At 73.1% G+C, this 14,507-nt stretch carries 12 protein-coding genes; 4 read left to right on the forward strand and 8 right to left on the reverse strand.

Annotation, left to right across the window (positions count from 1 at the left end; translation table 11 throughout):
• The first annotated feature begins 106 nt into the window (after window positions 1-106).
• Entirely contained in the window at window positions 107-1,786 is a 1,680-nt protein-coding gene (locus DQ384_RS13405) for a RecQ family ATP-dependent DNA helicase (RefSeq protein WP_114029078.1), read from the forward strand.
• Between the two features lie 28 nt (window positions 1,787-1,814).
• On the opposite strand, the gene DQ384_RS13410 is transcribed toward DQ384_RS13405, so the two are convergent.
• The 6 genes from DQ384_RS13410 to DQ384_RS13435 all read right to left on the reverse strand — a co-directional run bounded on the left by DQ384_RS13410 (window position 1,815) and on the right by DQ384_RS13435 (window position 8,742).
• Window positions 1,815-2,483 (reverse strand): response regulator, encoded by a 669-nt coding sequence (locus DQ384_RS13410; protein ID WP_114029079.1) that lies wholly within the window; start codon window positions 2,481-2,483, stop codon window positions 1,815-1,817.
• Window positions 2,480-5,047 carry a sensor histidine kinase gene (locus DQ384_RS13415; protein ID WP_245966448.1) on the reverse strand — a complete coding sequence of 856 codons (2,568 nt, stop codon included), beginning with the start codon at window positions 5,045-5,047 and terminating at the stop codon, window positions 2,480-2,482. Before DQ384_RS13415 ends, DQ384_RS13410 begins: the two co-directional genes overlap by 4 nt.
• Before the next feature lie 50 nt (window positions 5,048-5,097).
• Entirely contained in the window at window positions 5,098-5,826 is a 729-nt protein-coding gene (locus DQ384_RS13420) for a phosphatase PAP2 family protein (RefSeq protein ID WP_114029081.1), read from the reverse strand.
• Window positions 5,810-6,625 (reverse strand): phosphatase PAP2 family protein, encoded by an 816-nt coding sequence (locus DQ384_RS13425; protein ID WP_245966449.1) that lies wholly within the window; start codon window positions 6,623-6,625, stop codon window positions 5,810-5,812. The genes DQ384_RS13420 and DQ384_RS13425 overlap by 17 nt, the downstream gene beginning before the upstream one ends.
• A 99-nt stretch (window positions 6,626-6,724) precedes the next feature.
• Window positions 6,725-7,759: a YihY/virulence factor BrkB family protein gene (locus DQ384_RS13430; protein ID WP_114029083.1), complete on the reverse strand. Its 1,035-nt coding sequence runs from the start codon at window positions 7,757-7,759 to the stop codon at window positions 6,725-6,727.
• Between the two features lie 245 nt (window positions 7,760-8,004).
• Window positions 8,005-8,742: a PP2C family protein-serine/threonine phosphatase gene (locus DQ384_RS13435; RefSeq protein WP_114029084.1), complete on the reverse strand. Its 738-nt coding sequence runs from the start codon at window positions 8,740-8,742 to the stop codon at window positions 8,005-8,007.
• A gap of 142 nt (window positions 8,743-8,884) precedes the next feature.
• On the opposite strand from DQ384_RS13435, the gene DQ384_RS13440 reads away from it, so the two are divergent.
• Together DQ384_RS13440 and DQ384_RS13445 are read left to right on the forward strand one after the other, a co-directional pair.
• A complete protein-coding gene (locus tag DQ384_RS13440) occupies window positions 8,885-10,858 on the forward strand; it encodes an N-6 DNA methylase (RefSeq protein WP_245966450.1) in 1,974 nt (657 codons plus the stop codon).
• 39 nt (window positions 10,859-10,897) lie between these two features.
• Window positions 10,898-11,791, forward strand: a complete 894-nt coding sequence (locus tag DQ384_RS13445; RefSeq protein ID WP_114029086.1) for a serine/threonine-protein kinase — start codon at window positions 10,898-10,900, stop codon at window positions 11,789-11,791.
• 180 nt (window positions 11,792-11,971) lie between these two features.
• Here the strand turns inward: DQ384_RS13445 and DQ384_RS13450 are convergent, their stop codons facing one another.
• Both DQ384_RS13450 and DQ384_RS13455 read right to left on the reverse strand, forming a co-directional pair.
• Window positions 11,972-12,439, reverse strand: a complete 468-nt coding sequence (locus DQ384_RS13450) for a MarR family winged helix-turn-helix transcriptional regulator (protein WP_114029087.1) — start codon at window positions 12,437-12,439, stop codon at window positions 11,972-11,974.
• Between the two features lie 89 nt (window positions 12,440-12,528).
• The gene (locus tag DQ384_RS13455; RefSeq protein ID WP_181871184.1) at window positions 12,529-13,098 is read right to left on the reverse strand and encodes an NADPH-dependent FMN reductase; all 570 of its coding nucleotides are present in this window, start codon (window positions 13,096-13,098) and stop codon (window positions 12,529-12,531) included.
• A gap of 317 nt (window positions 13,099-13,415) precedes the next feature.
• Here DQ384_RS13455 and DQ384_RS13460 point away from each other — a divergent pair, with 317 nt between their 5' ends.
• Window positions 13,416-14,507 (forward strand): FUSC family protein, encoded by a 1,092-nt coding sequence (locus DQ384_RS13460; protein ID WP_245966451.1) that lies wholly within the window; start codon window positions 13,416-13,418, stop codon window positions 14,505-14,507.

The following is a 14,507-nucleotide window of genomic DNA, read 5'->3' on the forward strand; positions in this document are numbered from 1 at the left end:
TCAGGCGTAATCGGAGGGTTCGGGGGCACGGGGACCTGGCCCCCGAGGCGGTGACCGCGTCCCGCGGCCGCCGTGGACCGGGGAGCCGAGGGGGAGAGCGGGTGTCATGGGACTTCGGGACTGGGCCGGGAGGATCCGCGCGGATCGGCGGCTGAGCGCGGTCGCCCGCAAGGCGTTCGGGTGGCGGGAGCTGCGGCCCGGGCAGCGGGAGGCCATGCAGTACCTGCTCGGCGGGCACGACGTGCTGGTGGTGATGCCGACCGGTAGCGGGAAGTCGGCCGTGTACCAGGTGCCGGCGCTGCTGCTGGACGGCCCGACGGTGGTGGTCTCGCCGCTGATCGCCCTGCAACGCGACCAGGTGGCGGGGCTGGCCGAGACGGGCGCGCCGGGCGCGGTCGCGGTGAACTCCGCGCAGCAGGGCAACGAGGCGTCGCTGGAGCGGGTGCGGGCGGGCGACGCCGAGTTCGTCTTCCTCTCCCCCGAGCAGCTCGCGAAGCCCGAGGTGATCGACCGGCTGCGCGCCGCCCGCCCGTCCCTGATCGCGATCGACGAGGCCCACTGCGTGTCGGCGTGGGGCCACGACTTCCGGCCCGACTACCTGCGGCTGGGCAAGGCGATCGAGCGGCTCGGGCATCCGCCGGTCGCGGCGCTGACGGCCACGGCCGCGCCGCTGGTGCGCGACGACATCGTCCGCGTGCTCGGGCTGTCCGAGGCGAAGGTGGTCGTCCGCGGGTTCGACCGGCCGAACATCAGCCTGGAGGTGCGCAGGTTCGCCGGGCCCACGAGCAAGGAGGACAAGCGCCGCGCCCTCGTCCAGGACGCCGCCGCCCGCACCGGCCTCGGCCTGGTGTACGTCGCGACGCGACGCGCGGCGGAGGAGTACGCGGGCGCGCTGCGTGAGGAGGGGCGGCGGGCCGAGGCGTACCACGCGGGCATGAAGGCGACCGAGCGGCACCGGGTGCACGAGCTGTTCCGCGATGGCGGCCTGGACGTCGTCGTCGCCACCTCGGCGTTCGGCATGGGCATCGACAAGCCGGACGTGCGGTACGTGCTGCACGCGGACCCGCCGGAGTCGCCGGACTCCTACTACCAGGAGATCGGCCGCGCCGGGCGGGACGGGAAGGCCGCCGAGGCCGTCCTGTTCTACCGGCCCGAGGATCTCGGCGTGCGCCGCTTCTTCGCCGGCGGCCGGGCCGACGAGGAGCTGCTGGTGCGCGTGGCGACGCTGGTGCGCGAGCACGGCGGCACCGTCCCGGCGCGGGAGCTGCGCGAGCTGCTGGACATCGGATCCTCGCGACTGACGAGCGTGGTCAACCTCCTGGAGCGGGTGGGCGCGGTGACGGTCACCGAGGGCGGGGACCTGCGCCCGCTGCCGAGCGGCCCCGAGCCGGAGCGCGCGGCGGCCGAGGCGGTGGAGCTGGACGACACGCGGCGGCGGGTCGACGAGTCGCGGATCGACATGATGCGCGGGTACGCCGAGACGACCGGCTGCCGCCGCAGGACGCTGCTGGAGTACTTCGGCGAGCCGTACGAGCGGGCGTGCGGGAACTGCGACACCTGCCGCGCCGCGGGGGCCACGGGGACGGCGGCGGACGGCCGGGAGGAGGGGCCGGCCGCCGACGGGCCCTTCCCGATGCACGCCAAGGTGGTCCACAAGGAGTGGGGTCAGGGGGTGGTGATGAGCCGCGATCCCGACCGGGTCACGGTGATGTTCGAGGAGGTCGGCTACAAGACGCTGTCGCTCCAGGCGGTCGAGCGCGACGGGCTGCTCGTCCTGGCCCCGTGACCTCGGCCTTTCCGCGGCGGAGCACCGCCTACGGCTGGAAGCGGTACCCCATTCCCGGCTCGGTGAGCAGGTGGCGCGGGTGGGCGGGGTCGGTCTCCAGCTTGCGGCGGAGCTGCACCATGTACTGGCGCAGGTAGTGCGTCTCCTTCACGTAGTTCGCGCCCCAGACCTCGGTGAGCAGGCGGCGCTGGCTGATCAGCTTGCCGGGGTTGCGCAGGAGGATCGTCAGCAGGTGCCACTCGGTGGGCGTGAGCCGGACGCCGCCCGAGACGGTCTTGGCCACGAGGTCGACGACGTGGTCCCCCACGGGGATCTCGGCCAGCTCCTCGTCCTGCGTGACCGAGCGCCGGGTGACCGCGCGGATCCTGGCGAGCAGCTCGTCGATGCCGAACGGCTTGGTGACGTAGTCGTCGGCCCCGGCGTCCAGCGCGTCCACCTTGTCCGCGCTGCCGGCCCGGCCGGACAGCACGATGATCGGGACGCTGGTCCACCCGCGCAGCCCGTGGATGACGTCCACGCCGTCGATGTCGGGAAGACCGAGGTCGAGGACGACCAGGTCGGGGTGCCACCCGGCGGCGTGGCGCAGCGCGGTGCCGCCGTCTCTCGCGACCTCCACGTCGTAATGGCGCGCGACGAGGTTGATGCGCAGCGCGCGCAGGAGCTGGGGTTCGTCGTCGACGACGAGGATCTTGGTCATACGCCGCCCGCTCTGGAGGAAATCGGCAGAGTGAGGATCATAGTCAAGCCGCCTCCCGGCGTCTCCTCGGGGAGGAGGGTGCCTCCCATCGCTTCCGTCAGCCCCCGCGCGAGGGCCAGGCCGAGGCCGACCCCGGTGTGGTCGCCGCGGTCGCCGAGGCGCTGGAACGGCAGGAACACCCGGTCGTGCTGGTCGGCGGGGATGCCGGGCCCCCTGTCGACGACCCGGATCTCGGCGTACCGCCCGTAGGAGCTGGCCGTGACCAGCACCTTCTCGCCTCCGGGACTGTACTTGAGGGCGTTGGACACCAGGTTGACCAGGACCCGTTCCAGCAGCGCCGGGTCGGCCACGACCTCGGGAAGCTCGTCGGAGATCTCCTCCAGGACGCGCTCGCGCTCGGGCCCGAGGTCGGCGATCACGCGGGGCATGACCTCTTCGAGGCCGATCGGACGCGTGGCGAGGCCGAGGGCGCCCGCCTGGAGGCGGCTCATGTCCAGCAGGTTGGCGATCAGGCGATCGAGCCGGTCGAGGGACTCGTGGGCGGTGTCAAGGAGCGCGTCGTAGTCGTCCCGGGTCCAGAGGATGTCGCCGCGCAGGCTGTCCACGGCCGCCTTGGCGGAGGCGAGCGGGGTGCGCAGGTCGTGGCTGACGGCGGCGAGCAGGGCCGTGCGCATCTTGTCGGCCTCCTCCAGGGGACGGGCCCGCTCGGCCTCCTCCGTCAGGCGTTGCTGGCGCAGCGCGACGGCCGCCTGGGCGGCGAACGCCTCGACCACCCGCCGGTCGGCGGCGTCGAGAAGCCGTCCGCCGAGCGCGAGGACGAGGTCCTCTCCCACGTCGACGTCGGTGCCGGCCTGGTCCGGGCACGCGACCGCCGTACGGTCGCCCGCGGTGGCGACGACGCTCCATGCGCGGGGGTCGGACCGGTCGCCGGCGACGGGCCGCAGCCCGGGAACGCGCTCCAGCAGCGTGACGGCGGTCAGGCCGAAGGTCTCCCGCAGCCGTTCCAGCAGGGTGGGCAGGGCGGCGTCGCCGCGCAGGACGTGCCCGGCGAGGGTGGACAGCATCTCGGCGTCGGCCCCCGCCCGCGCCGCCTCGCGGGTGCGGCGGGCGGCGAGGTCGACGACGGCGCTGACCATCACCGCCACGAGCATGTACACCACGAGCGCCAGCGCGTTCTGCGGCCGGGTCACGCCGAGCGTGTAGAGGGGCGGGGTGAAGAAGTAGTTGAGCAGGCCGTACCCCAGCAGGGCCGCCGTGACGGCCGGGAGCATCCCGCCGGTCAGGGCCACCACGACGACCATGAGCAGGAACAGCAGGATCTCGGCGGACAGCGGCAGGGCGCCCCGCGCCGCGTACAGGGCCGCGGTGAGCGCGGGCAGCCCGAGCAGGGCCAGCGCCCACCCGGCGGCACGCCTGCGCAGGGGCAGGGCCGCCCGTCCGGCTCGGGGCAGGCCCTTCCCGGCCTCGTGGTGCGTGATCACGTGGACGTCGATCGGGCCGGACAGCGCGATCGTGGTCACCCCGACCCCCGGGAAGAGCACCTGGGCCGGCCGGCCGCGCCGGGACGCGCCGAGCACGAGCTGGGTCGCGTTCACCCCCTGGGCGAAGTCGATCAGCGCGCGGGCGACGTCGTCCCCGACGACCTGGTGGTAGGTGCCTCCCATGCTCTCGACCAGGTCCCGCTGCCGGGTCAGGGCCGCGGGGTCGGCGCCCGCCAGCCCGTCGGAGCGGGTGACGTGGACGGCGAGCAGGTCGGCGGCGCGGCTGCGTCCGGCGATCCTGGCGGCCCGGCGGATCAGCGTCCCGCCCTCGGGGCCGCCGGTGAGCGCGACGACGACGCGCTCCCGGGTCTCCCACGGCCCGGCGATGCCGTGCTCGGCGCGGTAGCGGTCGAGCTGGTCGTCCACCTTGCCCGCGACCCACAGCAGCGCCAGCTCGCGCAGCGCGGTGAGGTTGCCGACGCGGAAGTAGTTCGCGAGGGCCGCGTCGATCTTCTCCGGGCCGTAGACGTTGCCGTGGGCCATGCGGCGGCGCAGCGCCTCCGGGGCCATGTCGACCAGCTCGACCTGGTCGGCGCGGCGGACGACCTCGTCGGGGATCGTCTCGCGCTGGGGCGCTCCGGTGATCTGCTGGACGACGTCGTGCAGGGACTCCAGGTGCTGGATGTTCACCGTGGAGATCACGTCGATCCCCGCCTCCAGCACCTCCTCGACGTCCTGCCAGCGCTTGACGTTGCGCGAGCCGGGGACGTTGGTGTGGGCCAGCTCGTCGATGCACGCCACACGCGGGTGGCGCCTGATCAGCGCCTCGGCGTCGAACTCGGTGAAGGTCGCCCCCCGGTGGACCAGCGTCCTGCGGGGGACGACCTCCAGCCCGTCGAGCAGCTCGGCGGTGCGGACCCGGCCGTGCGTCTCGACCAGGCCGACCACGACGTCGGTACCCCGGGAGGCGCGGCGGCGCGCCTCCGCGAGCATCGCGAAGGTCTTGCCCACACCCGGCGCCGCCCCGAGGTAGACGCGCAGCCGGCCCTTGGCCACCGCGCCTTCCGGGCGTTCAGCCCCCATAGCGCCAATCGTGCCCGACGCGGGAGCGGCCACCTTACGTGGCCCCTCGGTTACCGCGTGGCCACGTCACGTCCTCGCCCGCCGGGGAACAGCGGGGTGCCGAGGATCGCGTAGCCCACCACGGCCAGGCAGGCGAACCCGAGCAGCAGGCCCCAGGTGACGTCCGTCAGGTGGTGCATGCCCCGGTACAGGCGGGAGACGCCGACGATCAGCGGGACGGCGAGGCCGATCACCCACCACAGCGCCTTGAGCGCGGTGTGGCGGTGGGTGTGCAGGGCGAGGACGAGCGCCATGCCGCAGTAGAAGCCGACGGCGGCGCTGGTGTGCCCGGAGGGGAAGCTGGAGGTGGGGGGCGCGGGGTCGAGGTGGTGGACGCCGGGCCTCGGACGGTCGATGAACACCGTGGCCTGCAGGAACGCCAGCGACTGCGACCAGACGGCGAGGATGATGAAGATCGACTCGCGCCACCGGTGGAAGACGAGCCGGAAGGCGATCGCCGCGAGGGCGGTGAGGACGACGATGACCGGCGTGTCGGACAGCATGGACCCCCAGTGCGTGAGGGTGTCGAACAGCGGCGTGCGGTCCTGCGCGAGGCCCTCGTTGACCGCCACCTCGCCCGCCACCTCGCTGTGGAAGGGCCTGGTGATCAGCCATCCGACGCCGTCGGTGACGGCCGCGATCAGCACGACCGGGAGTAACAGTAGGCGCAGAACCCACGCGATGACCGCGGACCACCGCGAGCCGTCCGCCGTCCTGGCCTGGCTAGCCTCCGTGACCATCTTGGTGTCCCTTCGGGAATATCTCTTGTTTGGCCTCCGGCTCGACACCCTCGCGGAGCGGCTCGGAGGGACGGCGCCCGATGTCCCGGCGCCACGTCTCGAATGCGGCCGTGGTGGCCGCGATCACCGCCACACCCAGCACGACGCCCGCCACCACGTCGCTGACCCAGTGCACGCCGAGCGCCACCCGTGTGTAGGCGACGCCCAGGGCGATCACGGCGGCGACCGCCCACGCGACCGTCCGCCACCGCCCCTTCAGCAGGGGCAGCAGCAACAGGACCAGCACGCCCGCGCCCAGCGTCGCGTTGAGCGCGTGCCCGGACGGGAACGACGAGCCCGGAGCGAGCGCCACGGGGTCGGGCAGGTGGGGGCGGGCGCGGGCCGTGAGGCCCTTGAGCGCCAGTCCGAGCAGGCCGCCGACCGTGATCGTCGTGGCCGCCCACAGTGCGAGCCTCGGCGCGCGCCGCAGCAGCAGCCAGACCACGGCCAGCCCGACCAGCACGCGCCAGACGCCCGGGGAGAAGACGTCCGTCCAGGCCTGGAGGAACGTCACCCAGCCGGGATGCGCCATCGCGTAGGTGTGCAGGTCGCGGGCGACGCCCTCGTCCAGGTCGTTCAGCGGCCCGAACGAGGTGTGGACCAGCACCGCGAGCAGCGTGAAGGGCACCAGGAACAGGAACACCGCGCCGGTCGCGAGCGTGAGCCGCAGGCCGAGGTTTCTGTCGCGGTCGACCCGCCGTCCGAACCAGCCGCCCGCCCCGGCCTTCCGTCCGGTCGCGGCGTTCCGGGCGTCGCCCACGTCACCGTTCGCATCGCGCGCCCGGTCCGATGCGCCGGCCGGTTTCGGCCGCCTGTGCTCACCATGGGAACCGAGGTGGTCACCGTAAGTGCTCATCGTTCACCGTACCTCCGCCGCAGTGTTCACGACCTCATCCCGCGTGGGGCCCCGTACCCTCCTCGCGCCCCCCGTACGGCCGCCCGCCGGGCCGGGGTCCCGCGTGGCCGGGTCTCCAACCCCACCGTGGCACGCCTCCAGTTGCGCGGCGAAGGCGAGCCCGAGGAACAGCGCCACCGAGCTGAGCAGGGACCACAGCAGCAGGGCCACGATTGCGGTCAGCGGTCCGTACGTCTCGCCGAACGAGCCCGATCTCTCCACGTAGATCGCGAGCCCCCAGCTGAACATCGTCCAAAGCGCCAGCGCGACGATCGCGCCGCCGGCCAGCCAGGTGTGCCCGGGTTGTCGGCGCCGGGGCGCGGTCCGGAACAGCACCGACGCCGACAGCACGGCCAGCAGGAAGCCGGCCGGCCAGCGCAGCAGCGTCCACACGGCCACCGTCGTGTCGCTCCACTCGTACACCTGCGCGAACGCCCGGCCGATCCCCTTGCCGCCGACCAGGATGACGAACCCCACGGTCATCAGCGACCCGGCGGTCACGGCCATGAGCAGGGCCTTGGTGTACTTGTGGCGGAACGGGGTGTCCCGCTCGACGCCGTAGATACGGTTGGCGCCCCGCTCGATCTGCGCCATGGCCGTGGTCAGTCCGATCACCGCCGTCAGCAGGCCGAGCCACAGGGCGATGGCGCCTCCGTCGACGGCGTGGCGGCGGCTGGTGTCCAGGGCGTCCCTGACGATCTCGCCGCCGGAGCCGGGCGCGAACTGGTGGATCGTGAGCTCCAGGACCCGTCCGAGCCGCTCCTGGTTGAGGACCGAACTGAGCCCCACGACGGCGATCACGCCGGGGATCACCGACAGGCAGATCTGGAAGGCCAGCGCCCGGGAGTGGCTGAAGCCGTCGCCGTACCGGAAGCGGACGAACGAGTCGCGGACGAGGGGCCAGCCGCCGTAGCGGCGCAGCGTCGCCCAGGCGTCGTCGGCGTCGAGCTCGTCGCCGTCCATGGACCGCGTCTCGGGCACCGTGGTCGCGGTTCCCATGGTCAGCCTCCCGCCCTACGGGAGGCGGCGCGGTGTGCCGCACCTGGGCGGGCCGGCTCGGGGAATCCGGGGGCGATCACGGTGGCTCGGGGCATGACAGTGCGCGCTACCCGAAATGTCGCGATTAGAACGGAGGTTTACGATACTCGTCTGATCTGGCCCCAGCGGGGCGCCGGCCGCGGATCCCCGTCCAGGCCGGAGCTCGGAAGGCGGGCGGCCGGATCCCTCCGTCCCGCCCAGCCGGCTCAGGTGGCGGGCAGGACCTCGGCGACGACGCACGTGATGTTGTCGGGCCCTCCGCCCTCTTTGGCGAGGTCGACCAGTCGCTGCGCCACCTCGCCCAGGTCGTCGCCCGAGCTCAGGGTCTCGTGCAGCGCCTGCGCGGACACCACGCCGCTCAGGCCGTCCGAGCAGATCAGGTAGCGGTCCCCCGCGTACGCGTCGCGCATCGACAGGTCGGGCTCGACCGAGCCGCTGCCGCCCAGCGCCCGCATCAGCAGCGACCGGCGCGGGTGCGCGGCCGCCTGCTCGGCGGTCATCTGCCCGTCGTCCACCAGGGACTGGACGAGGGTGTGGTCGCGGGTGATCTGGTACAGGTAGCCGTCGCGCAGCATGTAGCCCCGAGAGTCGCCGATGTGGGCGAGCGCGAAGCGCCTGCCGTCCCACAGCATCGCCGTGAGGGTGGTGCCCATGCCGGTCAGCTTGGGATCGCGGGCGGCCATGTCCTTCAGCCGCAGGCCGGCCTCGGTGATCGTGGTCTCCAGCGTTCCCAGCACGTCGGCGCCCGGCGGGTCGCTGTCGAGGACGGATAGGGCGGCGATGACGGTCGCGCTCGCCACTTCGCCGTGGCTGTGCCCGCCCATGCCGTCGGCGACGGCGAGCAGCCGTGGGCCGGCGTACACCGCGTCCTCGTTGCGCGGACGGCGAAGGCCGACGTCGGTGCGAGCCGCGTAACGCAGCGTGAGCGTCGCGTTGTTCGACATGGCCTCAGTAAATCATTGGTTGAAACACTTCACAAGCATCTAATTTGTGGATCGCAGCGGCATGGTGGACTAATCTGACCCTGGGGAGCCGGGGCAAACCACGGGCGAGCAGGGAGAAGCGAGGGAAATGGGACACGACGCCATGTTGAACGCAGGCGACATCGCCCGGCTCGCCGACGTCGGCCGCGCGGCCGTGAGCAACTGGCGGCGCCGCTACGACGACTTCCCGCAGCCCGTGGGCGGCACGGCGGCGAGCCCGCTGTTCTCCCTTCCCGAGGTCGAGGACTGGCTCCGTCGTAACGGCAAATCGTACGAGATGTCGCTGGGTGACCGCGTCTGGCAGCGGCTACGCGCCTCGGGCGACGACCTGCGCCTCGGCGAACGCGTCGGCTGCGCGGGCGCCTTCCTCCTCTACCTGCGCCGCGACCCCGGCGACTGGAAGAACCTCGCGCGCACCCCCGAGCTCGCCGAACTGCTGCCCGAGGCCGCCGCCGGCGCCACCGCCGACCTTCCCGTGCCGGTCGCCTGGGACCTCATCGACGCCCGCCTGTACCACCTGCTCGCCGACCTCGCCGCCGAGCAGGGCCCCGCGGAGGCGTTCGAGCTGCTCTGCGAGCGCTACGTCGAGGCCCATTCCCGTCAGCTCTCGGTGACCCGCCCCGAGATCGCCGGCCTGCTGACCCGCCTGGCCCTGCACGACCTGCGGACCACCCCCGGCGGCGACGCGGGGACGGCGGCGACCGTCCTGGACCCGGCCTGCGGCATCGGCGCGCTGTTGCTGCCCTTCGGCGGCGCGCGGGTGCTGGGGCAGGAGAGCGGCGACACGACCGCGCTGCTCACCGCCGTACGCCTGCTGCTGCGCGGCACGCACGCCGAGGTCGTCGCCGGGGACTCCCTGCGGCTGGACGGGTTCCCGCGCCTGCGCGCCGACGTCGTGGTCTGCGACCCGCCGTTCAACGAGCGGGCGTGGGGCTACGAGGAGCTGACCGGCGACCCGCGCTGGGAGTACGGCCTGCCGCCGCGCGGCGAGCCCGAGCTGGCCTGGGTGCAGCACTGTCTGGCCCACGTGCGCCCGGGCGGGCTGGTCGCCATCCTCATGCCCCCGGCCGCCGCGAGCCGCCGTCCCGGCAAGCGCATCCGGGGCAACCTGCTGCGCGCGGGCGCGCTGCGGGCGGTGATCACCTTGCAGGCGGGCGGCCCCGACCTGTGGCTCCTCCGCCGCCCCGGCCCCGGCGAACGCCCGCCGTCGCTCGTCCTGCTGATGGACGCCGCCTCCGGCCCGGCCTCGGCGGAGGCCGCCCAGCCGTCGTCCCTCGTGGAGGCCGCATGGCGGGCCTTCACCACCGACCCGGAGGCGCAGCCGCCCGGTCCGTGCCGCGCGGTCCGCATCATCGACCTGCTGGACGACGAGGTCGACCTCGGCCCCGCACGCCACCTCCCGCTGCGCGCGGACGAGGACCCCGCCGCCGGGTTCGTCGCGATCTCGGAACGCTTCCGCGCCTCCGCCGCCGAGCTGCCCGGCGCCCCGCCCTCGCTGGGCGTCCTCGCCGAGCCGCGCGACCTGCCGAGCACCACCGTCGGCGAGCTGGTGCGCGCCGGGCTGCTCACCATCCACCAGGGACCGCCGAAGACGACGACCGGCCCCGGCGACGTGCCCGTGCTCACCGCCGCCGACCTCGCCGCGGGCGGCCCCCCGTCCGGGCGCACCTCCCCCGACCCGGGCCACGTCACGCTCGAACCGGGGGACGTGGTCGCGGCGGGCGCGACCGGCGAGGGCGCCGCCCGCACCGTCACCGAGGGCGGCGCGGTGCTCGGCCCGCAGCTGTACCTCTACCGGGTGGACCCCGAGCGCATGGACCCCGACTTCCTGGCCGGCTTCCTCCGGTACGCGGGCGCGTGGGGCTCGGCCCGCTCACATCCGGGGGCGAGCCGCGTGGACGCGCGCCGGGTGCGGATCCCCCGGCTCTCCCTGCCCGAGCAGCAGGTCTACGGCAAGGCGTTCCGCGAGCTGCTGGACCTCGAGGACCGGCTGCGCGAGACGGCCGCCCTGGGCGAGGCGCTGATCCGGTTAGGCTTTGACGGACTGGTCGGCGGCCATCTGCGGCCCAGCGGCTGAGGGTGTATTTTTCCCCCGATAGATCATCAGGAGGGGCGAATGGTCATCGGCGACCGCTATGTCCTTGACGACCTTCCCCTCGGCCAAGGCGGCATGGGCGCGGTCTACGCCGGCCACGACAAGCACCTCGACCGCCGGGTGGCGGTGAAGTTCCTCCGCTTCCCCGGCGGGCACGACGCCGAGCTGGAACAGCGCTTCATGCGCGAGGCGCGCATCCTGGCCCGGCTGGAGCACGCCGGCGCGCCCGTCCTGTACGACTTCGGCACCTTCGACCAGCGCCTGTTCCAGGTCCTGCAGTTCATCGAGGGCGTCACGGTCGCCGACCTGGTCAGCGAGCACGGCCCCCTGCCCGTCCCCTGGGCCGCCGCCATCGCCGCCCAGGCGTGCGCCGTGCTGTCCGCCGCCCACTCCCTGTCGATCTGCCACCGCGACCTCAAGCCGACCAACCTGATGCTCTGCCCCGACGGCAGCGTCAAGGTGCTCGACTTCGGCCTCGCCATGGTCCGGGAGGCGGACGTCGCCCAGTTCACCCGGATCGGGCAGATCCTCGGCACCCCGGCGTACATGTCGCCCGAGCAGATCCAGCGCGGCGCCGCGGGGCCGCGCAGCGACCTCTACGCGCTCGGCTGCGTCCTGCACGAGATGCTGACCGGCCGGCAGCTCTTCGTCGGGCCGACCGAGTACGCCGTCTTCGAGAAACAGGTCAACGAACGCCCGCCCGGCGTCCCCGGCGTCCCGGACCCGCTGAACCGCCTGATCGCGGGCCTCCTGGAGAAGGACCCCGACGCCCGCCCCGCCGACGCCGACACCCTGTACGAACAGCTGACCCCCTTCGCCGTGGACCTCCCCATGCTCCCCGGCTTCCTCACCCCACCGTCGATCCCCAGCCCCGGCCGCATGTACGCCCGAATCCTCGGCCGCGTCCTCCCCTGACCACCTCTCAGCTCCGACCAGGTCCAGACATGTAGGCCGCGGTCCCGTCTCGCGACGATCATGGATCCTGTGGGCGGCGGCGTTCCTCGTCGCAGTGGGTCCCGACCTTCACCGCTGGATCGGATCGCTGCTGTCCTGGCCGGATGACTCGCGGGCTCGGCCACCGGTCGCCTACCTCACTCAGTCTCCGTTTCCGGAGGTCAGGCCCGCCAGCACGCTCTCGAAGATTGCCTGAAGCTGCCGTACCTGCTCGGGGCTGAGGTGGTCGAACAGCACCCGCCGGACCTCCTCGACGTGCCCCGGCGCGGCCTCGACCAGCACCGCGTACCCTTCGTCGGTCAGCCGGGCGAGGTTGGTACGCGCGTCGCCCGGGCGCTTGCACCGGCTCACCCAGCCCTGCGCCTCAAGCTTGGCCACCGCGTGCGACAGCCGGCTCGGCGACGACTGGACCAGCCGGGCGAGCTCGCTCATCGTCAGCGACCGGTCGGGAGCCTCGGAGAGCATGGCCAGGATGACGTAGTAGGTGTGCGGCATCCGGGCGTCCCGCTGCAACTGCCGATCGAGCGACTCATGCAACAGCCGCGACGCCCAGAGAAACGTCCGCCACATCCTCTGCTCATCGTCATCCAGCCACCGAACCTCACCCATACGCCCAGTGTACCGACTTAGTTGAGCGTTCAATCTTCCCCCGCTGACCGGGCTTCGCGCCGCGGCGAAGTCCGTGCTCGTCGTGTTCGTCAGTGGGCCGAGGTCATGGTTCGCTGGGTGGGGATGGTGATGGTGGCCGTGAGGGTGGGCGGGCGCAGGTGGGTGAGGGCCTTGCGGAGGTGGTGGCGGGCCTTCGGGTCGGCCAGCCTGCCGTCGGGGTCGAAGCGGGTCGGGGTCGGCTTGGTGGGCAGGTCGGCGCTGTGGACGAGGGCGCCGGCGGCGCTTAGGGAGCGGCGCAGCAGGGTCTGGGTCCACATCGACTCGTAGGGGTGGACGCAGGACGTCAGGACGATGACCGGCTTGCCGAGGAGAGCCCAGTTGCCGTGCGAGGACGACATCCAGTCCAGGGCGTGCACGAGCTGCGCGGGCAGGACGCTGTGCGCGGGGGCGGCGATGATCACGCCGTCGGCCGCGGACAGTGCCTGGCAGAGGTCTTCCACCGGCCGCGGCAGCGTGTCGCCGGAGACGGGCGGGATGCGGTCCAGGCCGTCCCAGATCCGGAAGTCCGCCGACGTCGGCAGCTCCTTGCCCGCCGCGTCCAGCAGCCTGCGAACGTAGGCCTGGGAGAGCAGGCTTCCCGCGATACCGACCACCTTCATGGTCACCCCCGAATCCGGCGCGATGGCGCGCCCACCACGATGGAACCGATCACAGGAGTGCCGCTGCCCGGGAAACCGGCGAGCGAACATGATCGCGGAAGGAGATCCGATCTGTTTTCCGGCGCCACCCGTCGCGTCCCCTGCCCCGCAGGGGCGCGTTCACCTGTCGAACGCGGAGGACGAATGATGATTTGTCCGAAGTAAGATGCGCGGGTACCGACGACGCCCGGGCTCAGCCCATGGCTCGGCGGCGGTGACCAGGGACGCGCCGGTTCGACCTCCGCGCGCTGACACGAATCGCAGCAGTGGAGGGGAACGTGCGGCGCCGACTTCGGAGGCTGGCGTCCAGGGTGCCGTCCATCCTCCAGTGCGCGGCGGCCGCGGCCATCGCCTGGGTCGTGGCCAAGGAGGTGCTCGGACATCCCAGCCCCTTCTTCGCGCCGATCGCCGTCGTCATCTGCATCGGCGTGGCCCTTGGACGACGAGTGCGCCGCATGCTGGAGATGGTCGTCGGGGTCGGGCTCGGCGTCGGCGTCGGCGACGTGCTCATCGCGCGGATCGGCTCGGGGCCCTGGCAGATCGCCCTGGTGGTCGCGCTGGCCATGGCCGTCGCCGTACTGCTGGACGAGGGGCCGGTGATCGCCCTGCAGGCGGGCTCGTCCGCCGTGCTGGTCGCGACCTTACTGCCGCCCAGCGGCAGCGGCGGCACCGCGCGCATGCTCGACGCCTTCGTCGGCGGTTTCGTCGCCATCGCCACCGTGGCGCTTCTCCCCTCCGACCCGGTCGCGCTGGTCCACCGGCACGGGCGCGTGGTCCTGGACGAGCTGGCCGAGGCGCTCGAAGGCGCCGCCGAGGCGATCGCCGGACGTGACATCCCGCTCGCCGCCGACTCGCTGGACAAGGCGCGCGGCTCGCAGGCGGCCGTCGAGCGGCTGCGCGACGCGCTCCAGACCGGACGCGAGACCGCGTTCCTGAGCCCGCTACGCTGGCGCACCCGCGGCAGGCTGGCCCGCTACCAGGCCGCGAGCACCCACATCGACCACGCGCTGCGCAACACCCGGGTGCTCCTGCGCCGCACCCTGGCGGCCCTGCGCGACGGCGAGCCGATGCACCCCGACTTCACCGGCGTCCTGTACGGCCTGGCCGAGGTCGCACGCCTGCTCCGCGACGAACTCGCCTCCGGCGTCGAGCCGGAACAGGCCCGCCGCGTCGCCCTCTCCCTCGCCCGCGCCGGCCACACCGCACTGGTCGGCGACACGGGCTTCTCCTCCGGCGTCGTGGCCGCACAGGTGCGCTCCATCACCGTGGACCTCCTGGTGGCCACGGGAATGGACCGCGACGCCGCGATGGCATCCCTCCCACCCGCCGCACCGGGCGAGAGAGAACAAGAGGAAGCGCGCCCTGACTGA

The organism is Sphaerisporangium album (assembly GCF_003323745.1).
GTDB lineage: Bacteria > Actinomycetota > Actinomycetes > Streptosporangiales > Streptosporangiaceae > Sphaerisporangium > Sphaerisporangium album.